General features: G+C 53.7%; 17 protein-coding genes and 2 tRNA genes. 6 read left to right on the top strand and 13 right to left on the bottom strand.

The features are described 5' to 3' along the window. Positions 1-364: 364 nt before the first annotated feature. The gene (locus SYN8016DRAFT_RS12375) at positions 365-1,234 is read right to left on the bottom strand and encodes a DNA-formamidopyrimidine glycosylase (protein WP_006854761.1); all 870 of its coding nucleotides are present in this window, start codon (positions 1,232-1,234) and stop codon (positions 365-367) included. A 5-nt stretch (positions 1,235-1,239) separates the two neighbouring features. Next, positions 1,240-1,449, bottom strand: coding sequence for a photosystem I reaction center subunit IV (locus tag SYN8016DRAFT_RS12370; protein WP_006854760.1), 210 nt, complete (start codon positions 1,447-1,449; stop codon positions 1,240-1,242). 108 nt (positions 1,450-1,557) lie between these two features. Here SYN8016DRAFT_RS12370 and SYN8016DRAFT_RS12365 point away from each other — a divergent pair, with 108 nt between their 5' ends. Beyond that, positions 1,558-2,631, top strand: a complete 1,074-nt coding sequence (locus SYN8016DRAFT_RS12365; protein ID WP_006854759.1) for a hypothetical protein — start codon at positions 1,558-1,560, stop codon at positions 2,629-2,631. 50 nt (positions 2,632-2,681) lie between these two features. Then, complete coding sequence (locus SYN8016DRAFT_RS12360; RefSeq protein WP_006854758.1) at positions 2,682-4,172, top strand: ATP-dependent DNA helicase RecQ; 1,491 nt, start codon at positions 2,682-2,684, stop codon at positions 4,170-4,172. A gap of 29 nt (positions 4,173-4,201) precedes the next feature. On the opposite strand, the gene SYN8016DRAFT_RS12355 is transcribed toward SYN8016DRAFT_RS12360, so the two are convergent. Together SYN8016DRAFT_RS12355 and SYN8016DRAFT_RS12350 are read right to left on the bottom strand one after the other, a co-directional pair. Further along, a complete protein-coding gene (locus SYN8016DRAFT_RS12355) occupies positions 4,202-5,281 on the bottom strand; it encodes a LysM peptidoglycan-binding domain-containing protein (RefSeq protein WP_006854757.1) in 1,080 nt (359 codons plus the stop codon). A 104-nt stretch (positions 5,282-5,385) separates the two neighbouring features. Further along, positions 5,386-6,786, bottom strand: a complete 1,401-nt coding sequence (locus SYN8016DRAFT_RS12350) for an aldehyde dehydrogenase family protein (protein ID WP_006854756.1) — start codon at positions 6,784-6,786, stop codon at positions 5,386-5,388. Positions 6,787-6,898: 112 nt separating this feature from the next. Here SYN8016DRAFT_RS12350 and SYN8016DRAFT_RS12345 point away from each other — a divergent pair, with 112 nt between their 5' ends. Continuing rightward, a complete protein-coding gene (locus tag SYN8016DRAFT_RS12345; protein ID WP_006854755.1) occupies positions 6,899-8,641 on the top strand; it encodes an alpha-amylase family protein in 1,743 nt (580 codons plus the stop codon). Here SYN8016DRAFT_RS12345 and SYN8016DRAFT_RS12340 read toward each other — a convergent pair. Together SYN8016DRAFT_RS12340 and SYN8016DRAFT_RS12335 are read right to left on the bottom strand one after the other, a co-directional pair. Then, entirely contained in the window at positions 8,572-10,149 is a 1,578-nt protein-coding gene (locus tag SYN8016DRAFT_RS12340; protein ID WP_006854754.1) for a glycerol-3-phosphate dehydrogenase/oxidase, read from the bottom strand. The two genes, SYN8016DRAFT_RS12345 and SYN8016DRAFT_RS12340, sit on opposite strands and share 70 nt — an antisense overlap. Beyond that, positions 10,142-11,653 carry a glycerol kinase GlpK gene (locus SYN8016DRAFT_RS12335; RefSeq protein ID WP_006854753.1) on the bottom strand — a complete coding sequence of 504 codons (1,512 nt, stop codon included), beginning with the start codon at positions 11,651-11,653 and terminating at the stop codon, positions 10,142-10,144. Before SYN8016DRAFT_RS12335 ends, SYN8016DRAFT_RS12340 begins: the two co-directional genes overlap by 8 nt. Positions 11,654-11,674: 21 nt before the next feature. Between SYN8016DRAFT_RS12335 and SYN8016DRAFT_RS12330 the strand changes: the two genes are divergently transcribed. After that, complete coding sequence (locus SYN8016DRAFT_RS12330) at positions 11,675-13,132, top strand: glycoside hydrolase family 13 protein (protein ID WP_006854752.1); 1,458 nt, start codon at positions 11,675-11,677, stop codon at positions 13,130-13,132. A 3-nt stretch (positions 13,133-13,135) separates the two neighbouring features. On the opposite strand, the gene SYN8016DRAFT_RS12325 is transcribed toward SYN8016DRAFT_RS12330, so the two are convergent. From SYN8016DRAFT_RS12325 to SYN8016DRAFT_RS12300, 6 genes are all read right to left on the bottom strand, one after another. Then, positions 13,136-13,690: a hypothetical protein gene (locus tag SYN8016DRAFT_RS12325; protein WP_006854751.1), complete on the bottom strand. Its 555-nt coding sequence runs from the start codon at positions 13,688-13,690 to the stop codon at positions 13,136-13,138. A 405-nt stretch (positions 13,691-14,095) separates the two neighbouring features. Further along, the gene (locus SYN8016DRAFT_RS12320) at positions 14,096-14,689 is read right to left on the bottom strand and encodes a hypothetical protein (RefSeq protein WP_006854749.1); all 594 of its coding nucleotides are present in this window, start codon (positions 14,687-14,689) and stop codon (positions 14,096-14,098) included. A 26-nt stretch (positions 14,690-14,715) separates the two neighbouring features. After that, a complete protein-coding gene (locus SYN8016DRAFT_RS12315; protein WP_006854748.1) occupies positions 14,716-16,788 on the bottom strand; it encodes an ATP-binding protein in 2,073 nt (690 codons plus the stop codon). Further along, complete coding sequence (locus SYN8016DRAFT_RS12310) at positions 16,788-17,354, bottom strand: response regulator transcription factor (protein ID WP_006854747.1); 567 nt, start codon at positions 17,352-17,354, stop codon at positions 16,788-16,790. Before SYN8016DRAFT_RS12310 ends, SYN8016DRAFT_RS12315 begins: the two co-directional genes overlap by 1 nt. A 416-nt stretch (positions 17,355-17,770) precedes the next feature. Next, a tRNA-Thr gene (locus SYN8016DRAFT_RS12305) sits at positions 17,771-17,842 on the bottom strand. Positions 17,843-17,852: 10 nt separating this feature from the next. Further along, positions 17,853-17,934: transfer RNA gene (locus tag SYN8016DRAFT_RS12300), tRNA-Tyr, on the bottom strand. A 67-nt stretch (positions 17,935-18,001) separates the two neighbouring features. On the opposite strand from SYN8016DRAFT_RS12300, the gene aroQ reads away from it, so the two are divergent. Both aroQ and SYN8016DRAFT_RS12290 read left to right on the top strand, forming a co-directional pair. After that, positions 18,002-18,457 (top strand): type II 3-dehydroquinate dehydratase, encoded by a 456-nt coding sequence (aroQ, locus tag SYN8016DRAFT_RS12295; protein WP_038014749.1) that lies wholly within the window; start codon positions 18,002-18,004, stop codon positions 18,455-18,457. After that, a complete protein-coding gene (locus SYN8016DRAFT_RS12290; protein WP_006854745.1) occupies positions 18,457-19,083 on the top strand; it encodes a tRNA-(ms[2]io[6]A)-hydroxylase in 627 nt (208 codons plus the stop codon). The genes aroQ and SYN8016DRAFT_RS12290 overlap by 1 nt, the downstream gene beginning before the upstream one ends. Positions 19,084-19,594: 511 nt before the next feature. Here SYN8016DRAFT_RS12290 and SYN8016DRAFT_RS12285 read toward each other — a convergent pair. Further along, positions 19,595-20,326 carry a triacylglycerol lipase gene (locus SYN8016DRAFT_RS12285; protein ID WP_006854743.1) on the bottom strand — a complete coding sequence of 244 codons (732 nt, stop codon included), beginning with the start codon at positions 20,324-20,326 and terminating at the stop codon, positions 19,595-19,597. Positions 20,327-21,458: the final 1,132 nt, after the last annotated feature.

Below are 21,458 nucleotides of genomic sequence, written 5' to 3'. Positions count from 1 at the left end.
GTGAAACGCAGCAGCGGCGACGATATTTGGGGGGTAGCCCCCTGAGAAAATAGCTCGATGCCAGGTAAAAACATTTCAAACGAAGAAAGCCATCCCTTGAAGGGGTGGCTTTTTTTGTGCCTAATTTCGCGTTACTTTGGTCCTGATTCGTTCAATCAATTGCCATGGAATCGGATCTAGCTTTTTGATGAATAATCGTTCTGTGTAGGTTGAATCTCCCTTTTTGATTCTGCGTAAATTGTGATTCGGTTGCGTGTTTTTTCGGTCTGCTGGACTCTCGCTCGGAATTTTTGTGAATCGGACTGTACTATTCTTGCCCCTATTCTCTAAGTCAGTTAAGGGGTTTTCCTTGGAACTTTTGTTTTTAAGTCTGACAGTTTGAGCACCAGTGGGTGCTGCGTCCTGCAAGCTTGATACGTTCAATTGCTTGTCCACATTTTAAACATGGTTGTCCTGTGCGCCGATACACCGCAGCTTGTCCTCCGTAATTGCCATTCACTCCTTCGAGATCTCTGAAGTCACTAAAGGTTGTTCCCCCTGCCCCAATGCTCAGTTCTAGGATCTCAATTAGGCACACCCTGAGTTTGTCTAGTTGTTTGCGATTGAGTTGGCCTGCTGCTGTTTGAGGGCGAATGCCCGCAGCAAATAAACTTTCGTCGGCATAGATGTTGCCTGTGCCAGCCACAATCGATTGATCCAATAATGCCGCTTTGATCGAGCGCGTTGATCCTTTGAATCGTTCTTGTAAGTACTGCGTTTTGAAGTCTTGGCTAAAGGGCTCAGGCCCCAACTTTTTCAAACCCGTCATCACTGACTCCACCGCAACTGCAGGTGGGACCCACCACATTTCTGCAAAACTTCTCAGATCAACGAAGCGCAGCTCCTGACCTTTGGCATTCCAAAATCGAACGCGCGTGTGATTGCAGGCTGGAGTGTCGTCTTCGACCCACTGAAATTGTCCGGTCATTCGTAAATGCACCCCCCAATATCCACCGCTCTCCTCACCTGCATCTGCTTCGGCTGATGCTGGCCTATGAAGTTCTGCGTAGAGGTACTTTCCTCTTCTCGTCCATTGACCTACACGGCAATTGACGAGTCCTAATTCAAAGCACTCAGCTCCACCAGGACTAGCAATCGCCCTGTCCCGGCACACTTCAAGATCGCTGATGACAAATTGGGCAAGACGATCCGCTAATCCACGACGAACCGTCTCAACTTCTGGGAGTTCGGGCAACGGCCTCAGGCCGGCTCTAGTTCCGCTTGAGCGAAATTATTGGTGTTGATTCCGCCTTCTGATCCGGAAATCCCGTTGTAATTCACCTTTTCAAAGCGAACGACCACCGGGTATCGAATGCCTGAAGTATCGATGGAGGCCACCGTGCCGACATCGTTGTACCAATAGGACTCAGGGCGCTTAATGCGCACCTTGTCACCGCGGGAAATTGCCATCGCTGCGCAGAAACGTTGATGCAAGCTGAGCGTATCGCTGCATGGTCTCCAGATGGAGTGAGCGTCACAGAATGTCGTTCGCCCTGATGCTCAGATCGCGGCATCGCCATGGCAGCATCCATCACCACCCCACCGACAACGCCTTTGACGAGCCTGAGTCCCGAAGCACCCGCGTTCAATCTCGACCTTCCAGATCCTGAAAGCGATGCCATCAGCACGATGGAATTCCTGGCTCGTCTCGAGCAGGCCTGGGATGTGTGCGACAAATTTGATCTTCAGACGGAAATTTGGCGTGGTCGCATCCTCAAATCGGTGCGTGATCGTGAAAAACGTGGAGGGGAAGGACGTGGTGCGGGCTTTTTGCAGTGGCTTCGCGAACGGGAAATCAGCAAGACTCGGGCGTATGGACTGATTCAGCTGGCTGAATCAGAGCAAGGTTTGGTGGGTGAGGGTTTGCTGGAGCCATCGAGTGTGAACCAGTTTTCCAAACGGGCTTTTCTTGAGACCGCGTTGGCAGCGCCTGAAGTGCAAGTGATGATTGCGGAAGCGGCCAACGAGGGGCAGGAGATCACCCGCAAGCAAGTCCGCAGACTGACGGATGATTTCACCTCTGCAACTAGTCCCCTGCTGCCGGACGAAATTCGTCAACGGGCGCAGGAGAATTTGCTGCCTTCCAAGGTTGTCGCGCCATTGGTGCGCGAACTGTCCAAGCTTCCCGAACTTCAGCAGGAAGACTTCCGCAAGGTGCTTCGTGATGAGCCGGAGCTGGATCGGATTAAGGATGTCACCCACACGGCCCGATGGATTACCAAAGCCACGGAGTCAGGCGTTGCTGTACGTGCCTTTCACCAGGGTGATCTGGACCTAGAGAAAGCAATGCAGGAGGCGCAGCGCCTCGACGCTCTTGGCTTGCTTGCCGATGCCGTCGGGCAGGCTCAGGCGCTGGAAGCCGCCGTTCTCAAGCTGCATACCTCCTGGAGACGGTTAGGCGGATTGCATGAACGGTTGTGGGTGGAAAGCGGAAGCAGCACGCCTTATCTTCGTGATGTTTTGACAGCGCTACAGACCTTGAGTGGAGCCACCATGCGGGTGTCGCTCGGGGAACTTGCTGGTGGCAAGAGGGTGAGACTTCAACTCGTTGAGGAGGCTCCTGACCAACTGGAGCCTCCCATCACCCTCTAGATCTAGTGCTCGTTAAAGTGAGGACACTATCTGTGGAGTGAGGGTGCGAGTTGGATCCACTCCTTGAGGCTCTCCACAGGTATTACGGCTGGGATTCCTTTCGTTCAGGACAGCGTCCGGTGATCGATGCCCTGCTCAGCGGCCGTGACTGCTTAGCTGTGTTGCCAACGGGCGGGGGCAAATCACTCTGTTTTCAGCTCCCTGCCTTGGTCCGGCAAGGGTTGGTGGTGGTGATTTCTCCACTCGTTGCCCTGATGGATGATCAGGTTTTGCAACTCCAGCGGCGGGGCATTGCTGCTGCCTGCCTGCACCGCGGGATTCAACCCGAACAACGACGTTTGATTCAGACGCAGTTGTCGGCTGGCAGCTTGCGTCTTCTTTACCTCGCCCCTGAGCGTCTCCAAGGGGAGGCGGCGAGGGACATGCTCTCTGCCCATGCGCGGGAAGGGCGGTTGGTGGCTTTGGCCGTGGATGAAGCCCATTGCATCAGCGCTTGGGGGCATGATTTTCGGCCTGACTACAGGCGCCTTGGTCAACTTCGCGCCCTGTGTCCTGGCGTTCCACTCGTTGCGTTGAGCGCCACCGCAGCCCCGAGGGTGCGGGCTGACATTCTTCGTCTGCTGGGGTTATGCAAACCGCTGATCCAGGTGTCGTCGTCGCAACGCAGCAATCTCCACTACACGATGCGGCGCCGTGCGAGAGATCCTCTCCCCGATGTTTTGGAGGCTCTCAAGCACTCACGTGGTGCCACCTTGATCTATGCCAGGACTCGGCGCTCGGTGGAGCTTTGGGCCGAACGGCTGCAATCCCAAGGAATTCAAGCAATCACGTATCACGCGGGACTGGAGGTAGAGCGCCGCGAGGAGGCACTCAGGCATTTCCTAGAAGCTGATGCGCCGGTTTTGGTGGCCACCGTGGCGTTTGGGATGGGCGTTGACCGCTCGGATGTGGGGCTGGTGTTGCATTTGGATTTGCCGGCCACCCCGGAGGGATATCTCCAGGAGTCAGGTCGCGCTGGACGCGATGGCAGACCGGCCCACTGCCTGGTGTTGTTTTCGCCTGGAGATCGAACCAGCTTGGGCTGGGCCATGCAGTCCACGTTGCGTCGTGCTGCTGAATCCAAGGCGTCCGACGATGACGTTTGGCGGGTGGAGTTCTCCCAGCAGCAATTGAGGCGGATGGAAGCTGTTGCTGAGGGAGAGATTTGCCGCGAGCAAGCCCTGTTGCTCTCGGTGGGCGAGCTCACCTCTCCTTGCGGCCGCTGTGATCGTTGCTTGGCCGATGGGCGGGCGAAGGATTGGTCGGATCGCGCCCAAGAATTATTGGAGGTGATCGATGCCGGTCAGGGAGCAGATATCCGCAGCCTGACGGAGCGTTTGCGCGAAATTGATGGCAGCGAAGAGCGTTGGGGCTGGCTTGCGCGCAGGCTTGTGCAAGAGGAGCTCATTCGTGAGAGCAATGACGGCGCCCAACGCTTGTCCTTACGTGATAGCGGCAGACAATTTCTGCATGCCCCGTGGCCTCTGCATTACGCGGCTTGAGTGCCGTTGCTAAGTGGCCTCCGCCTGGCTTAAGCGGTTTTTTTACAGCGATCCATCATGAGATCCCTCTCGAAATTGGTCTGGGGGGCAATCCAGCTTTTCCAGGCACCATCAGAGCTGGTGACGTTGATTTTGCCTGCTGAGCAGTTCACCGCTACGTAAAGGGGCTTGCCCTCGCTGTTCAAGGTTGGAGCCACCATGCTCCCGCCCATGGATTGCCAGTTGCTCCAGTCCACTTGGAGCGGACCGTAGGTGCGCCATGCCGCTGGTTTGGCCTCGACTGGTTTGGCCTTCACGGCTTTTTTTGTTGCTGCCGTTGTTGTGGCAGCAGGTTTGGCTTGAACGGGCTTGGCCTGAACCGACTTGGCCTGAACCGAGTTCACCTGAACCGTCTTGGCTGGCTGGCTGACCGTGGCGGTGAGAACGGGCTTTGCTGCTGGTGTGGTGCTCGCTTGCACTGGTGTGCTGACCGATGTGCTGACCGATGTAGTGACCGATTCGCTGGTCTCAGGGCGACGGGTATCCCGCAGCATCAACTTGGTTCCAATCGTCACCTTGTTGGGGTCATTGATGGTGTTGAGATCAATCAACGACGCCACGGGAACCTCATAGGCGCGTGCGATCTGGGTGAGGGTCTGACCTCTGGCCACGGTGTGGGATGTGGCATTGGGGTTGGCTTTGATCGGCGTCGGCTTGGCTTTCGCCACGGGTTTTGGCTTGGGAAGCACCGCCGATGTCGGCAGCTTCAGCGTTTGGCCAACTTCAACATGGTCAGCACTTGGAAGGCTGTTGATGGCGATCAGATCTTTTTCACTGACGCGATATCGAGCCGCAATGCCACCGAGGGTGTCTCCCCCGCGAACGGTGTGGCGTCCTTTGCCAGCGCTAACAACACCCCTGGCACCACTTGGCAAACGCAATGTTTGCCCAACTTCTACATGGTTGGAATTGCGAATTCCATTTTCTCGCATCAAGCTTTTAACCGAAACGCCATAGCGGTCAGCAAGACCGGAGATGGTGTCACCTGGTTTTACGGTGATCGATGCCGCGCCCGCTTGAAGGGGCATCAGTGCCGACAGGGTTAGGGCGGCGGCAACAATGCTTCGCATGCTTCTTTCTGAGCTGGGCGAAACATAAGGTGTCTGGCCCAACTCGCCAGTCCCTCGCGCAGATTGATTTGTATCGATTGATGGGGAGCGTTGTTGCGTGGTGTTCAGCCAACCAAACGGCGAAATAACGCAGGATTCAATGAATACGGGGGGTAGCGGAGACGAATGTCGGGAAAAAAGGGCCGGCTCAGTACTGAGCGTTCATGGGAGAAGGTTTGAAAGCCGGTTTCTGCGTGATAGCTGCCCATGCCACTGGGGCCCACTCCACCGAATGGCAATTCAGGAACCCCTTTTTGCATCACCACATCGTTAAAGCAGACCCCACCTGAACTGGTGCGTTGCAGAACCTCGCGTTGGTCGTTGTGATCACCGCCAAAGAGGTAGATCGCCAATGGCTTGTCTTGCTGTTGAATCCGTGTAATGGCGGAATCCAACGTATCCACCGTCAACATGGGCAATAAGGGGCCAAAGATTTCCTCTGCCATCAAGGGATCCTGGTCGCTGTGAACCTCAATCAAGGTGGGTGCGATCTTGCGGCTTTGGCGGTCGCATTCCCCCCCAAACAAGACGCGTCCCTCTGCTCGTGCAGTCGCGAGCAGGCCTTCGAGATGTTGAAAATGCCGATCGTGGATTAAGGAGCTGAGATCAGCAGAAGCGATTGGATCGTCTCCATAGAGCTTGCGGCGCTCCTCTCGTAAGGCCTCCACGAGGCGCTGCCGGATGCTGGTCTGAACCAGGAGGTGGTCAGGGGCGATGCAGGTTTGTCCAGCATTCACCCCTTTGCCCCAAATCAAGCGGCGGGCGGTCACTGCCAGGTCTGCACCGTCGAGCACAACGGCAGGATTTTTGCCACCCAGCTCCAGCGTGACGGGCGTGAGATGACGGGCGGCACCGGCCAGCACCTTGGCTCCAATCGCTCCACCGCCTGTGAAAAAGATGTGGTCGAAACCAAGGTCCACGAGAGCGGCCGCGGTGGATCCATCCCCATTCACCACCCTCACCACATCGCTGGGGAATCCCTCCGTGATGAGGCGTGTGATCAGGGCTGCAGCGGCAGGAGCATGCTCGGACGGTTTCAAGACAACGGTGTTCCCCGCAGCAAGGGCACTGATCAGGGGCTGGAGCGTGAGCATGAACGGGTAGTTCCAGGGGCCGATTACAAGTACGCATCCCAACGGCTCTCGGATGAGTTGGGCCCGCCCTGGCTGTTGCGCGATCGGTACGGGGATGCGGCGAGGGCGCATCCAGGCCTTGAGTCGCCTCCGCGTAACTTTTAATTCTTGGAGCAACGCCACGATTTCAAACATCCCCTCGAGCTCTGGTTTGGCGAGGTCGATACGAAGGGCCTCAAGAATCTCTGCTTCATGGCGATCCAGCAGGTCGCTGAATCGTTTTAATTGTTGGCGCCGCCAAGCTTCTGGTCGGGTCTGCCCCGAGACGACAGAGGAGCGGAGACTCTTTAAATCAGCAGCTTGGAAGGCTTCGTGGGGGCAGGAGCTGACCATCGCAAGCCATGGGATCTGATTCCATGCTCGCAGTCCTGATCGATGGATCGCGAACGAGGGGGTGACGTCGCGGCCGATCAGGGTTAGTACGAGTTGGAATGGTTCCGGCGTGATGACAAAGCAGCAGCCGTGGTGGAACGGTGCCGTCATCTACCAGCTGATTGTGCGCAGCTATGCCGATGGCAATGGGGATGGGATCGGCGACCTGCAGGGTTTGGCGAATCGCCTGCCCTATCTCCGTTGGTTGGGCGTGGAAGCCATTTGGCTCACCCCGATTTATCCATCGCCTCTGCAGGATGGTGGTTACGACATCACCGACTTCAAGTCCATCCATCCAGAACTGGGAGATTTAGCGGCCTTCCATCGGGTTTTGATCGCAGCGCACTCTCACGGAATCAAGGTGGTGATGGATCTGGTGCTGAATCACACCAGCACGCTCCACCCTTGGTTTCAGCGCGCCCGTTGGGCCCCTGAAGGCAGTCCTGAACGGGACGTGTATGTGTGGAGCGATGACCCCAAGCGTTATGCCGATGCACCCGTGCTGTTCCGCCATTTCGAGTCTTCGAACTGGGAATGGGACGAGGTGGCGCAGCAGTACTACCTCCACCGTTTTTTGCGTCATCAACCCGACCTCAATTACGACAGCCCAGTCGTGCAGGAGGAGATGCTCGATGTGGTGGATTTTTGGATTGAGCGAGGCGTGGATGGCTTCCGTCTTGATGCGGTTCCCTTTCTCTGTGAAGCCGAGGGTTCCCGTTGTGAAGGGTTGCCTGAAACGCATGAATTCCTCAAGCGTTTACGGGCACGGGTGGATCGCCATGGCAAGGATGTTTTGCTCCTCGCAGAAGCGATTCAACCCGTGGAGGAGGCTGCTCCTTACCTCGCGGATGACGAACTGCATGGAGCCTTTAACTTCGCCCTAACGGCCCACCTGTTTGCCTCGATTGCCAGTGGAACGGTGGAGGCCTTGCGTGAGTGTTTGCGGGCGGCTCAGAACGCTGTTGGTGGTTGTCGCTGGGCCTTGCCTTTACGCAATCACGATGAGCTTTGGTTGGGGGATGGCCATCTGGTTCCAGAAGATGTGATCCAAACGATCCGAGCCGGATTGCATCAGGGGCAGGGCCATTGGCTGAACTGGGGAATCAATCGGCGTCTTGCGCCTTTGCTCAATGGTGATCCGGGGTCCAATCGGGTGATGCATGCCCTGCTGTACAGCCTTCCAGGACTTCCATGCCTCTATTACGGAGATGAGCTTGGGATGGGGGATTGGCCGGGCTTGCGCGACCGCGACCCGAATCGCACTCCGATGGCTTGGACTCCAGGACGAAATGGTGGATTTTCAACGGCTCCAGATCCACTGCTGGTGTTGCCACCCATCACGGCTCCCGGATACGACTATCGGGTGGTGAATGTGGAAGTTCAGAAGCAGTTGCCTGGATCGCTTCTGAATTGGCATCGACGCATGCTCACCTGCCGCAAGCTGCTTCCCGCCTTGCGCAATGGCGACTTTGAACTGTTGGATTGCGCCCATCCTGGTGTGATTGTGTATGTCCGCACGAACGCCACCATGACGGTGATGGTGGCGGCCAATCTCTCAGCCGCTGGGGCATCCTTTCGCCTCGACCTGAGCCGTTGGTCTGGTGAACGCACCCGCGAGGTGCTGTGGGGGTGCGATTTCCCCCCTGCGGATGCGGATTGGTTTGTCTACCTCGCCGCGCATGGATTCAGCTGGTGGTTGATTGGTGAGGTGGAGGAAACAGACCACAGCAGCGATGACTTTGCTGATCAGCAGGACAAGTTCAGCTCCGGTGGGGTGTTGGGGGCGTCTATCCCCTCCTCTTCAAGAAGGGCTTGAACCTGGGGGAGAAGCCGCTCGGCTTCGTCCTGGTCCACCATGGCCAAGCGGCAGCGACGGGCGAGGACATCCGTTGCCGTGCAGGCGTGTTCGGCGCTGATGGCATGGCGTAATTCACCGCGGCATACGGGGATGACATCGCTCAAAGGCTGACGCTCGCTTTCACTCCAACTGGCCACGAGTGCAGCCGCTTCCAATCCGAAACTGGATTGCAGGTGGGCCCGTTGTTGATCGCGTAGAGGGGTCTCTGGTAGCAAGCGTTCCAGGGCGCGGACTTGCTCTTGCAGCAGAGAGGGAGTGCGCTTGGGGTCTTCATCTGCGCCGATCAGCGGTAATGCAGAGGGGTCGGGAAGGGGGCTCCCGAATTGCTCTTCCACCGCCTTAAGGGTGTCGAGCGCCATGGGTCTGCAGGTGGTCCATTTCCCCCCCATCACGCTGATCAGGCCACTGTTCAGCGTTTCAACCTCGTGCTCGCGCACGACCCTGCTGCTATTCACGTCAGCACCGGCTGGCTTGAGCAGCGGTCGTCCGCCAGCCCAACAGCTCCCCACAACGGGATCGCCGAGGTCGGGGAACCAGCGCTTCACGTAATCGAGCAAATAGTTTTGCTCGTCTGCGGATGGAGCGGCTGCGTTGGCTTGCGGGCAGGGGGTGTCTGTGGTGCCGACCAGGGTGCGTCCAAAGAACGGCAACATGAACAAAACGCGTCCGTCATCGGTGGATGGCAACAGCAAGCCAAGCCCCTCAGGACAGAGGTCAGCGCGTAAGACCAGATGCACTCCCCTGCTGGTGAGCATGCGCATGGAGCAGTTGGGATCGGCCATCCGGCGGATGGCATCGGCATGGATGCCTGTGGCATTCACCACCGCCCTGGCTTCCCAGCGCTCTTGCTCTCCTCTGTGGTTTTCGCTGATGGCAGCACAGATCTGCCCTTGGCTGTTGCGCTCTAGTTCTCGAACCTTGGTGCGGGTCCGTAGAACAGCACCGGCCCGCTCAGCGGTTAAAGCGAGCAGCAGATTCAGGCGAGCATCATCAAATTGCCCGTCGCTGTAGGCCACCCCCCGTTGAACATCGGGACGCAGCAGAGGTAAGGCCTGTTTGAGTTGCGTGGAAGACAGCAAGCGACTGCTGCCGATCCCTGCTCGACCGGATAGGGCGTCATAGAGGCCAAGGCCAAGGCGGTAGTAGGCCTGACCGAAGAGGGAGTCGCTGGGGAGGGCCAGTTCAAGGCGTCGCGCTAAAAACGGGGCCTGGTCCAGCCAGTGGCCTCGCTCGAGCAAGGCTTCTCGAACCAAGCGCAATTGGGCGAGGTCGGCTGTTTTGAAAGCAAGTTCGAGATATCGAACCCCTCCATGCAGGAGCTTGGTGCTGCGGCAGCTGGTGCCACTACCGAGGTCATGGCCCTCGAGCAGTGCAACCCGCAGGCCGCGGCGGACCGCTTCGTAGGCCACGCTGCATCCACTGGCCCCGCCGCCGATGACGACGAGGTCAAAACGTTGATCAGCCATTCCAGTGCAGGCTCCTAGTCACAGCATCGTTCCAACGCTGGCGCCAGCGTTGGCGCTGCTCCAGGGTTTGTTGGGGCTCAAACACGCTGGAGTTTTGGGTGCGATTTGCCACCAAGTCTTTGAGATCTGCAATCACGCCGGCTTGTAAGCCGGCCAGAAGGGCCACACCGCGCGCTGTGCTTTCGAGATGCTTTGGGCGCCGCACGCGCAAACCGGTGCTGTCGGCTTGGGCTTGCAGGAGAGGATCGGAAGCAGCTGCTCCCCCATCAACGGCCAGCTCCCCGAGGCTTTGGTCCATGGCTTGCTCTGCCAATTCCACAAGACTGGCAACGGAGAGGGCGATTCCTTCCAGGGCGGCTCGGGCGATATGACCTCGCCGGGTGTCGCGGGTGAGCCCTATCAACAAACCACGGGCACTGGGATCCCAGTGTGGTGTGCCCCATCCTGTGAAGGCGGGAACAAGCATGACCCCGGCGGCGTTCTCCACTTCTTGCGCTAGGGGATTGACCTCTTCGGCACTGCGAATGATGCCGAGGCCGTCGCGCAGCCATTGCACCACCGTGCCCGCATTGAACAGGCTTCCTTCTAAGCAATAGGTGGGGGTGCCGTGCTCATCGGTCCAGCCCAGGGTGCTGAGCAGACCGGCGTCGGACTGTCGGATGGTGGTGCCCGTGTTTACGACAAGAAAAGCGCCCGTGCCGTAGGTGCATTTGCCTTCCCCTGGTAGCAGGCAGAGTTGCCCCAGGGTGGCTGCTTGCTGGTCACCAAGCAGGGCTTGAATCGGCACGCCAGCAAAGGGCAATCCTGCTTGGATGACCCCGAAATCTCCTCGGCATGGCCTGAGTTCCGGGAGAGCCTGCTTGGGCAAGCCAATTTCAGCGCAGGCGTCATCGAGCCATTGCCGCCGTTCCAGATCCATGAGCAGGGTGCGGCTGGCATTGCTCATGTCGGTGGCATGGATTGTGCCGCCACTGAGTTGCCATAGAAGCCAGCTCTCCACGGTTCCAAAGCAGAGATCACCTTGGGCCGCGGCACTGCTTGCGGCGGGCTCATGGTCGAGAAGCCAGCGGATTTTGCTCGCGCTGAAATAGGGGTCGAGCATGAGGCCCGTTCGGGCTCTCCAGCTCGTTTCAAGGCCGCTTGCCTTCCATTGCTCACAGAGATCGGCGGTGCGGCCGTCCTGCCAGACCAGGGCGGGGCCGCAAGGGCTGCCATCGCTTCGTTTCCAAAGCGTGGTGGTTTCACGCTGATTGGTGATTCCGCAGCTGATCACAGCCTTCTGCTGCTCTGGAGTGATCGCTTGCTCAAGGCGGCTCATCGCCAGGCGCTGGCTCTCCCAGATCGCCGTGGGACTTTGTTCCACCCAGCCATCAGCGGGATAGTGAATGTCCAGAGGAGCGGAAGCGCTGGCGATTGGACGGCCATCCGTATCGAACAGAGCGGCGCGTGAGCTGCTGGTGCCTTGATCTAGTGCGAGCAGGAGGGGCGGTGCTGCCATAGCCATCTCGTTTCCTACTTGCTAGCGATGGGACCAGAGGCATGCAAAGGAATGACGGAGACACAATGCATTGGCCAGTTTCCCGCTTGGGTTGCTAAGGCGGTGGTGTACCAAGTATTTCCAGATCGTTTTCGCCGCAGTGGACGGGTCGAAGCGCAACAGGGCTTGTCGTTGCAGCCCTGGGGGACAGATCCGGCGGAGCAGGGGTTTCAGGGGGGCGATCTGTATGGGGTGATCGATGCTCTCGATCACCTACAGGGGTTGGGAGTGACCTGCCTCTATCTCACGCCAATCTTTAGTTCGGCTGCCAATCATCGCTATCACGCCTATGACTACTTCGAGGTGGACCCACTCCTGGGCGGGAATGAGGCCCTTGATGCCCTGATTGCGGCGGTGCATCAACGGGGCATGCGCCTGATTCTCGATGGGGTGTTTAACCATTGCGGGCGCGGCTTTTGGGCGTTCCATCACCTGCTCGAAAACGGTGATCGCTCCCCTTATCGCGATTGGTTCCATGTGCATCAGTGGCCGCTTCGTCCCTATCCGCGCAAGGGCCAGGCCTGTGGTTATGGCTGTTGGTGGAATGATCCGGCATTGCCGAAGTTCAACCACGACCATCCGCCCGTGAAGGAGCACCTGTTGGCGGTAGGCAAGCACTTGTTGGAGCGAGGCATCGACGGCTGGCGTTTGGATGTGCCTGATGAAGTGCCAGCAGCCTTTTGGGTGGATTTTCGCCGCATGGTGAAGGCGGTGAATCCTGAGGCTTGGATCGTGGGTGAGATATGGGGCGATGCCCGGCCTTGGTTGCAAGGAGAGCATTTCGATGGGGTGATGAATTACCGCTTGGGTTGGAGCAGCCTCTGTTGGGTGGCGGGCTCTCGCTTGCGTCGTCGCTATCGCAACCCGATGTACCCCTTGCGCCCTCTGGAGACGGAGGCATTGCTTGAAATCTGGTCTGAGACGCAGGCTTGGTATGCGCCGGAGGTGAATCGCTGCCAGCTCAACCTTTTAGATAGTCATGATGTGCCGCGGGCGTTGCACAGCCTGAAAGGAGATGTGGCTGCTCTGTCTTTGGCATTGCTGATCTTGATGCTTCAGCCTGGGGCTCCTTGCCTGTACTACGGAACGGAAGTGGGCCTTGAGGGAGGAGCCGAACCTGCCTGTCGCGAAGCGATGCCATGGGAGGAGCCCTGGCCCCATGATTTGCGCAAGAGGATCATGGCGTTGACCAAGGTTCGTCAACAGCTGGAGGCGGTGCGGGAGCGCGGCCTGTCGTGGCAGGCTCATGCCCGTGATGGCCTCATCGGACGTGCTCCTGGGGTGGTGGTGGTGGTGAACCGCTCTCGGAGGAAGGCTTTGCGACTGGATCCTCACGACGTCGCACGAGATGGTTGGGAGACGGATGGTGCGGTGATTGGTCGCTACCAGAGGGCTCACCATTCACTGTCGCCTCAATCAGCGGTGCTATTTAAGGTTCCAGGATGAACGTTATTGTTTGATTTGTTCTGCTGCTGAAGTTTTCTCGAGCATGCTTATCAAATTTAAAATGCATTGATGATTGGCATACTCTTGAAGCACGACAACACCAATATCTTCCTTTGAACTGAGTTTGATTTCGATTAAATGGTTAGACTCTAATGGCATGGCCTTAAGAGGGCATAGCCAAGCATCCACGATGCGTTGTTCCAGGCATTCAAGACTATGGGAATCGCTAAAGTTTTTAGCTGAAGACACAATCCATCCTGAGGGTGGTGGATTCAGCAGGGAGTGATCAAGCCACCGATTGGCATCAAGTCTCAAGCTTGATTTTCCTTGGAAACGAGCCGTTTGATGGACCATTCGCTCAAGTTGAAGCAAGAGCGAATCTCCCTGGGGTCGCCAATGATTGCCTATTTTTTGGAGTTTTATTCCAAAGACATGAGCACATTTTTTCTGGTTTCTGCTGATTGTTGTCTGATGCTGCTCAAAAATTTTACCTACTTTTTTCCCAGACTGAAGCCATATCATTCCATCAAAGCTAGAAAGCAAATCTAAACTAACCATGACGCTGACTTTGAATCAAGATTCCACCTAAATAGCCTGTTGTTTTTCTGATTTAGACATTCTTCATTATGCACGATCTTGAGGCGGTTGGGATCAATGCATGCAAGCTGTGCACTTTTGGGACCAGGTGTTAGCCGAATGTTTGCCCTTGCTGCAACGAATTATGTTCATGAAGTTACAAAGGAACCAACGCTTTGGGTTGGGTTTGATTCTTGCTTTTCCTTTACTAAGGCCCAGCTTGACTGGCTTGGTTGGCGTCTTTGTTCGATGATCTCAATGCCGTGTATGTGAGAGGGATGCGCATGGTGTATTGATTGATAGGGGTGGAGCCCTTGCTCACTGATCTATTCAACCTTTAAGCAGGGAGATATCAATTAGGAAACAGGCGATACTCTGATTCCTTCGTCATGCTCTCTTTTGTGCCTGTTTGAGCCTGTTGATCAGATCTAAGATGCGTTCGTGATTTGCATGTTGCTTTAGCACCATAAAACCCACCTCTATGGTGATGCTCAGTGGAATGATGACGTAATCATCCGATTCAGCTGGGAGGTCAGTGAGAGGGCATAAACAAGCATCAATAATATGCTGTTTCAAGCATTGCAAGCTATGAGGATCGTTGAGATTATTTGCCGAGCCGGCAATCCAACCTGTCGGAGGTGGATTAAAAAGAGGATGATCAATCCATCCATTGACCTCAATCCTCAGGCGTGATTTGCCTTGTAGGCGAGCAACTTGATGCACTTTGCGCTCAAGCTCAAGCAGAGTCAAATCCCCTTGAGTCTTCCACTTGCTCTTGGATTTGCTAAGTGTAATTCCCAAGACCTGGGCACATTTCTTTTGATTGCGGCTCACTGTTGTTTGGTGCTGTTTAAAAAGTGCGCCTACTTTTGTGCCCGATTGAAGCCATAGCAATCCATCAAGACTGGAGAGCAGGTCTAAGCTAACCACTTGATGATTTAAAAGTAAATAAATAATCTTCCAATCACGCTTTTTTTGCAATCCCCAGTACTGGGTAGAAGGATCATTTAGTGATTTTTAGGCAGGTTGAGTTGGGCAAGAAGCCCTCCACTTGACCCCTTAAGAAGAGATAGGTGCCCGTTATGACTTTCTATTGCCGAGCGCGCAATGAATAAACCTAAGCCTGTGCCATCGGGTTTGCTGCTTTTCATCAGTGACTCCTCAATGATTTCTGGCAAAAGACCTTCACCATTGTCTTCAATTTCTATGCTCCAGTATTCTCGTATATCCTTCAGTCTAACAAGAATTAATGGGTCTGGATTGTTAGGCTGATGCAAGGACTCGATGGAGTTTTTTAAAATATTAATGAGGGCAATTTGTAATTGCACAGCGTCTCCATTAATCAGTATGCTTGAGTCTGCAATCGAATCAATTTGTTGGCTGTTAATCCAAGTATGACTGTCTGGATTGTTTGAATTGATGTAGAGTAAACTGCTTTGAATGACTTGTTTTAAATCAATCTCAGAGAATTCTGTTTGGGCATTGCGGAGAAGTGCTCGTACTTTATTGGTGATTAAAACAATTCTTTCGGATTGCGAGTTGATGGTAGAAAGCTGATGTGTTAGGTCGGATGAATTGGGACTCTTGTTGTTATCAAGTGAGTTAATGAGTGACTGAGATGTGAGCTTTAAGATGCTTAGAGGTTGATTGATTTCGTGGGCAATGGATCCTGCCTCAAGGCTTGTTTTTAATTTCTTGCTCATCACGGAAAGGGCTCGCTCGTCTTTTTCTTGCTTGTCTTGAAAAAGCCCGATAATTTGTTTCTCTTTTTGTTTTAGGTCTTGAGTGAGTTTATTAAATGCTGTCACCATGGCCGTAATGGCTTGATGGAGATCGCTAAATTCTTTGGTCCCTGATTTTTGAAGCTCGCAATTAAAGCTGAGGAGCTCGGGCTGTTCTGTTGAATCTGTAATTTGATGCTCTGTGCTTTGACTCGCTGAAGTTAAGGCCCCTAGGGGGGTGAGCAGGGCATTAATCAAGCGGCGGTTGATCGCTAAGGCTGTAAGGAGGGCTGCAATACTAATGAAAATCATCAGTATTAAATTGCGTTCTGTCGTGCTCACTTCTTGATCGACTGATGTCCCTGTGATTAAAAACCAATCGAGGCCAAACTCTTGCCCCCAAGGGGTCGCTCTCAAAACAAAGTGTTGTGCAGTTTGGTCTGGAATCTTAACAAGTTCTTGATTTAAGTTGTTCACATCGATAAATGCTTTTCCGTTTTTCTGCGAAAAAAATTGACTTGAAAGAGATTTTGCGACTGGATTTTTTAGTTCTTGGGTGTTAGCCCTGCGGATGATTTTGCCAGAACGAACCAGCACGATCTTAGGCTCTGAGCTGGCAACGATATCCCCATTCTTCTCAACAATCAATGCTAGGCCCGACTGGTCTTTCCACGCTTCTTGAAGCCAGTTGCTTAGTTTGTTGATGAGCATATCAACCCCAACAACTCCAATTAGCTTTTCTTCCTGATTGAAAATGGGTGCGTTGTAGGAAATTGAAAAGGTGTCTGGCTGGTCTTCCCAGGCATAAATTTTGCTCCATGTTGGCTTGCCAGCTTTTACCGTATCGACATACCAAGCCTCTTGGTGGGTTGTGCTCATACCAGGGATGACATCTTCTTGCCGATGTCTCTGTCCGATTGGATTCATACTGAAAACAAACATTTTTCCCCGCCCTAATCGTGCACTGTCTTCGTTATGGAAAAAACTCCCCTCCGCGCTCTTTTCGATGCCTATAAAGGAACCATCTTCTGATCCATAGTTGATGTAATCAACAGGAAATGAGCGAAGTTGTCTCCAGAAACGCAGGCTGAGCTTGTCGAAATCCTTGAGTAACTCAGGGTCGGCAGCGATCGCTTCCTCGTTAAGTTGATTGATAATCGTTAGAAAACTAATCTTGCTGCTTAACCTTTCTGATACTCGTATGACTGGGAGATGTGTGCGATGGGATTCTTTCTGCTCGATGACATTATTTTGCCCGACGCTAAACCCTAAAATGCTCAGAGATCCTGCTACAAGTATCAGCTGAAGACCTGTTGTTCTGGTTAGCCTGACAGCTAATGATCTGGCTTGCTTTTTCATTATTTGATGCTTTGAATTGTGCGAGTTAAAGCGGCTCTTCTAATGAGTTCAGCCCCGCTAACATTCAGCTTCTGGGCAATAGCCTTGCGATGCGTCTCTATTGTTGAATGAGCACTTCCCAGCTCTTTTGCAATTTCCTTTGTGGTTTTCCCCTCTCCGATAAGACCGTAGATGACTTGCTGTCGTTGGGTTAGCTCATGATGAGCGGGCTTCACAATCACATTGATGCAATGGCGTAAAGCATCGAATGCATCGGTTTTGTCGATGATTCCATAAATGGCTTCTTTTAGGTTGTTGGGACAAATGAATTCTTGTGCTGACCCAGAAAGGATGATTAATTTGATGTACGGATTTTGTGAGAGTAGATGGCGTGCTAAGTCGTTGCCGTGGCCGTCCGGTAGATAGAGGTCAAGAATTGCAATGTCAATTTGGTGTTGCTTCGAAATCTCTCTAGCAGCTTCGATGCTGTTTGCTTTGAAGATAGCCGTTATCTCAATGAAGCTCCCCACCATGGAGCCGAGGAGGTCAAGAAATATCTGCTGGTCTTCCAGCACGAGGCAGTTCATGCAGATCGTGCAATTCGTTTAGAACTTAGCTTGTAACCAGTCTTTGTAAGATACGAACTCTCATCTCTTAGGGCAAAAACAAGGGCTATGCATGATTTGCATAGCCCAATGGAGTGGTTTGATAAGTTTTGGATAAGGGGGTCAGTTTTGTGCGCTGTTTTGTATCAATTAATGCAAATTAAAAACTCGGTTTGGTCTACCAGTCTGCAGCGAATGGCCATGGTTATGGTTGCTCCAACGCACATTGGAAGGATTATTAGGCGGATCGAAATAACCTGATCAGGGAATGAATGTGTGCTGAACAGGAGCCTTGCGCGATGCTGAGCAAGCGCTGATTCGGTTTAAAGATCAGCAACACCATGATCTGATCCAGCGCTGTTGGACAGTCTCAGCAACCAGCCCTGGTGTGAGATGGAAGCCCTTGTCGAGACTTGAACTCGAGACCTCTCCCTTACCAAGGGAGTGCTCTACCGCTGAGCTACAAGGGCGTGTGGTGGATGGGCCGGGTTGGATTTGAACCAACGTAGGCAGAGCCAGTGGATTTACAGTCCACCCCCATTAACCACTCGGGCACCGACCCGAACCACACCAAGAGAGGTTACCAGCAAGGCTGTCGATACGATCAACCCATGTTTACGAGTCGGGCCATGCACCTGTTGCTGCTCAACGGCCCCAACCTCAATCTGCTGGGCCAGCGGGAACCAGGCCTCTACGGCCGCCAGACCCTTGATCAGATCGAGACATCACTGAGAGAGCGAGCCTGCGCTGATGGCCTAACGCTGGAGTGTTACCAGAGCAATTTCGAAGGTGCCCTGGTGGACCGCATCCATCAGGCGATGGGGAAGGTGGATGGAATCCTGATCAACGCAGGGGCCTATACCCACACATCGATTGCGATCCGTGATGCCCTTCTGGGGACAGCGATTCCCTACGTGGAGCTGCACTTGAGCAATACCCACGCCCGTGAACCGTTTCGGCATCGCTCGTTTCTGGCCGACCGTGCCGTTGGCGTGATTTGTGGTTTTGGCCCTGTGAGCTACGACTTGGCCCTGGATGGGTTGGTCCGCCACCTGCGGAACTCTGCGAGCGGAGGGGAGAACTGATGCCCCCGACGTCTGTGGCCAGCATTCGTTGGTTGGCTGCACCCACTAGCGCTTCTTGGCTGCAGCAAGCGATTGCCAGACCGATGGAGGTCTTAATTGATCATGCGCACTGTGAGCGCAAGGCTGCGGGGTCTGCCGTGCAGCTGATGTTTCGCTATCTGTGCGAACCAGGCCTGGGGGAAGCATTGAGTCCGTTGGCGCGCGAGGAGCTTGAGCATTTCGAGCAGGTGCTTGCGTTGCTGCGGGCACGAGGGCGCTATCTCGAGCCGTTGCCATCTCCGGGATATGGCGGCTTTCTTGCCAAGCACATCCGCAAAGTAGAGCCGCTGCGAATGCTGGATTCGTTTTTGGTGGCCGGTTTGATCGAAGCCCGTAGCCATGAACGGATGGCGCTGTTGGCGGAGCACAGCCCGGAGCAAGATTTAAAAGACCTTTATGGAAGCTTGTTGTTGAGTGAGGCGCGCCATTTCGGTCTCTATTGGGTGCTGTGTGAACAGCGTTGGGAGCGTTCGGTGATCGTGCCTCGGCTGGAGGAGCTTGCGCAGGTTGAAGTGGTGGCCCTGACTGGAGAGTTGGAGAATCCGGAGGACGTGAGAATGCATAGTTGTGGTGTTGATATTCGCTGATTAGCTCCACAACATCACTCCATATGAGGAACTGAGTGCCTGCGATATACACCCCTATTCAAGTTGTGGGGGGAGGACTTCATATCAGCGAAAACCCGATGCTGACTCGGTTTGGTAGTTGTTCTCATCTAGCCTGGCGACCATCCCCTCATTGAATAGAGACCGATTGCCTCGTTTGATTGTTAAGATGGCAGCTGCCAGAATCTGTTCGTAAGTTTGTTGTGTCGACATGTTGTAACGAGAGACTAAGTCTCGAATCGTCAGCATCGATGTAATTCGCCTGTTGGATAGATAAACGACTTACTGAAAGGCTTCAAGTGGATTAAGTGTATTGATGTACCCTTCTCCAGAAGGGAGTTGATTAATCACTGAAAAGCCACTGGCATAGGGCAGTGGTTGAACTAAGGGGACAAGGCGGACACAGCTGGCATATCTATTTTTAACTCTGTTGGTGATTGATTAGGCCGTAGACAGTTCACAATATTTGGATGAATTCCATTTATTTATAAATCTATGAATTAGCTTTGTCTTGTGAGGATTCACTACCCACGACAAAATCCCACCATGCTTCAAGACGTTGCGTAGATGCAAACCAGATGTCTCCAAATAAACCACCATGGGCAGTGTCGTCTTGAATCAGAGAGCGGGCGTCAGTAAGCAGAGCTGACTCAACTGGAACGAGTCCATCACCGAGGCATCCTTCATCATCAATAGCTCTTTGGTAACTAGCTTTAGCGCCCCTGCGGCTGAATGCCGAGGCATTTCCACTAGACAAATCAAGCTTTCCGGCAATAGCGACATAGTCAACGTCAGATTCATGACAACCAGGAAAGCGGCGGTCGACCATCGCCCTCAAAGGTGTTGCACGGACTGCCTGATGAGGACTGCCGAGCGTAACCAAGCGATCACATCTTTTAGAGCCCGCATAAATCCTTCCCTCAAAAGGATCATCGCTGAGATAGAGGCGTAACATAACTCCACCGGAGCTGTGCCCAATCAAGGTGACTTTTCCACTTAGTGAGTGATTTTGAACCTGTTTCACAACTTCATCGACACGGTCGAGTACGCGTCTCCATCCAAATCTTCGGATAGTTAAAAGCCAATCCAGTCGAGAAATGGGAACCACTAGAACATTACAAATTCCCTTGTGCTTTAGCCACTCAGCCATTGGTTCATAAGCCTCTGCTGTAATCAAGAAGCCTCCAAGGATCACAACCGGCTGCTGAGGATCAACCGTTCTCATGGCTCTGATTCATGGAATGAACACCATCATCAATGGAGAAGGATGCCTAGGCAGTGATCCGTAGGACTCTCATGTGTAACGCGATCAGCAGCTCTTCTAGCAGATCAAGTGTCATCGATGAGTGTCATGGATTGGGGGCAACTGCTTAGAGCATTTCAAGCTGCAATAAGAATCCCACTCGTGGCTGGGCAGTTGCAAGGCACTGTGACTATTTTTTACCCGTAAAGACTCGATTGAATGGGTCTTCTGCGTTTCTTATTCCATCAATCAAGCATAGTTTGTTCGAGTTTTGGGAATCGCTTATGTCCAGATTTTGAGTGACTTTATCTACTTCGTCAGAGACTATTTTATGTCCTTTGTGAACCGCATTGCTCAATGCCGCTAGTGAAGTCACGGCTCTGATAGTCCCCAATACAGTGCAGTGGAGCTTTTTAATTGCTTTTTAGAGTTGTGTTCAATATCACAGCACCGCTTAATACCGGTCACTGTCTCTGCTGGTGATTCCGGAGATGGTGTGTGGGTCGAGCAAGCAAATCACTCCTTTCAGATCGCCATGGCTAATGAATTGCTTACAATTCAATGGTTCATGACTGCCCCCCTAATCGCTTTCGCATTGATGTCGCCAATGCCGGAAGGCTCCAAGTCTGAAAAGCTTTGTCGTGATTCATCTGTAGGCGTGAATAGCAGCTTAAGTCAATATTCGGTTCGCGATACCGTTCACCCTCATTCGGGGTTTAGAGCATATAGCGGATAAGGTTCATTCATTATTGCCGTGGATGGCATATGTTTCGATTTTCATTTGTGTTAAGCCTCTTGTGTCACGTCTGGATGAGGTATTAAATATCGGGTTCGATTGATCGATGGGTTAATGGTGCCTTTCTCTCTCGAAACTTCTCTTCGTGATCAGGGTTGTGCGATCAGGTCAGGTGCATTCAAAGGTTGTTGCTCGTTGCTACTTTCGGTTGATGAATTCACATCTTGTTTGAAGACTCTTCCGTTGAGGATTGGAATGGGTTGGCTCATGTCTTTGGCTAGCGGTCTAGAGATCACGGAATAAAAAAGCCGCTCCCTTAAGAGAGCAGCTTAAAAACCAACACCTGAGCTATCAAAACTAAGAGCGTGGGCTGCAGCC

Origin of the sequence: Synechococcus sp. WH 8016 (genome assembly GCF_000230675.1) — a bacterium.
Lineage (GTDB): Bacteria > Cyanobacteriota > Cyanobacteriia > PCC-6307 > Cyanobiaceae > Synechococcus_C.
The sequence above is the reverse complement of the archived record's forward strand: the minus strand, read 5'-3'. Positions and strand labels throughout refer to the sequence as shown.

Bases quoted from the DNA above. Each gene is read 5' to 3' on its own strand.
- SYN8016DRAFT_RS12370 (WP_006854760.1), bottom strand. From the start codon at position 1,449: ATGGCAATTTCCCGCGGTGACAAGGTGCGCATTAAGCGCCCTGAGTCC.
- SYN8016DRAFT_RS12365 (WP_006854759.1), top strand. From the start codon at position 1,558: ATGGCAGCATCCATCACCACCCCACCGACAACGCCTTTGACGAGCCTG.
- SYN8016DRAFT_RS12355 (WP_006854757.1), bottom strand. From the start codon at position 5,281: ATGCGAAGCATTGTTGCCGCCGCCCTAACCCTGTCGGCACTGATGCCC.
- SYN8016DRAFT_RS12350 (WP_006854756.1), bottom strand. From the start codon at position 6,786: ATGGTCAGCTCCTGCCCCCACGAAGCCTTCCAAGCTGCTGATTTAAAG.
- SYN8016DRAFT_RS12345 (WP_006854755.1), top strand. From the start codon at position 6,899: ATGACAAAGCAGCAGCCGTGGTGGAACGGTGCCGTCATCTACCAGCTG.
- SYN8016DRAFT_RS12340 (WP_006854754.1), bottom strand. From the start codon at position 10,149: ATGGCTGATCAACGTTTTGACCTCGTCGTCATCGGCGGCGGGGCCAGT.
- SYN8016DRAFT_RS12335 (WP_006854753.1), bottom strand. From the start codon at position 11,653: ATGGCTATGGCAGCACCGCCCCTCCTGCTCGCACTAGATCAAGGCACC.
- SYN8016DRAFT_RS12330 (WP_006854752.1), top strand. From the start codon at position 11,675: ATGGGACCAGAGGCATGCAAAGGAATGACGGAGACACAATGCATTGGC.
- SYN8016DRAFT_RS12325 (WP_006854751.1), bottom strand. From the start codon at position 13,690: ATGGTTAGTTTAGATTTGCTTTCTAGCTTTGATGGAATGATATGGCTT.
- SYN8016DRAFT_RS12315 (WP_006854748.1), bottom strand. From the start codon at position 16,788: ATGAAAAAGCAAGCCAGATCATTAGCTGTCAGGCTAACCAGAACAACA.
- SYN8016DRAFT_RS12310 (WP_006854747.1), bottom strand. From the start codon at position 17,354: ATGAACTGCCTCGTGCTGGAAGACCAGCAGATATTTCTTGACCTCCTC.
- aroQ (WP_038014749.1), top strand. From the start codon at position 18,002: ATGCACCTGTTGCTGCTCAACGGCCCCAACCTCAATCTGCTGGGCCAG.
- SYN8016DRAFT_RS12290 (WP_006854745.1), top strand. From the start codon at position 18,457: ATGCCCCCGACGTCTGTGGCCAGCATTCGTTGGTTGGCTGCACCCACT.
- SYN8016DRAFT_RS12285 (WP_006854743.1), bottom strand. From the start codon at position 20,326: ATGAGAACGGTTGATCCTCAGCAGCCGGTTGTGATCCTTGGAGGCTTC.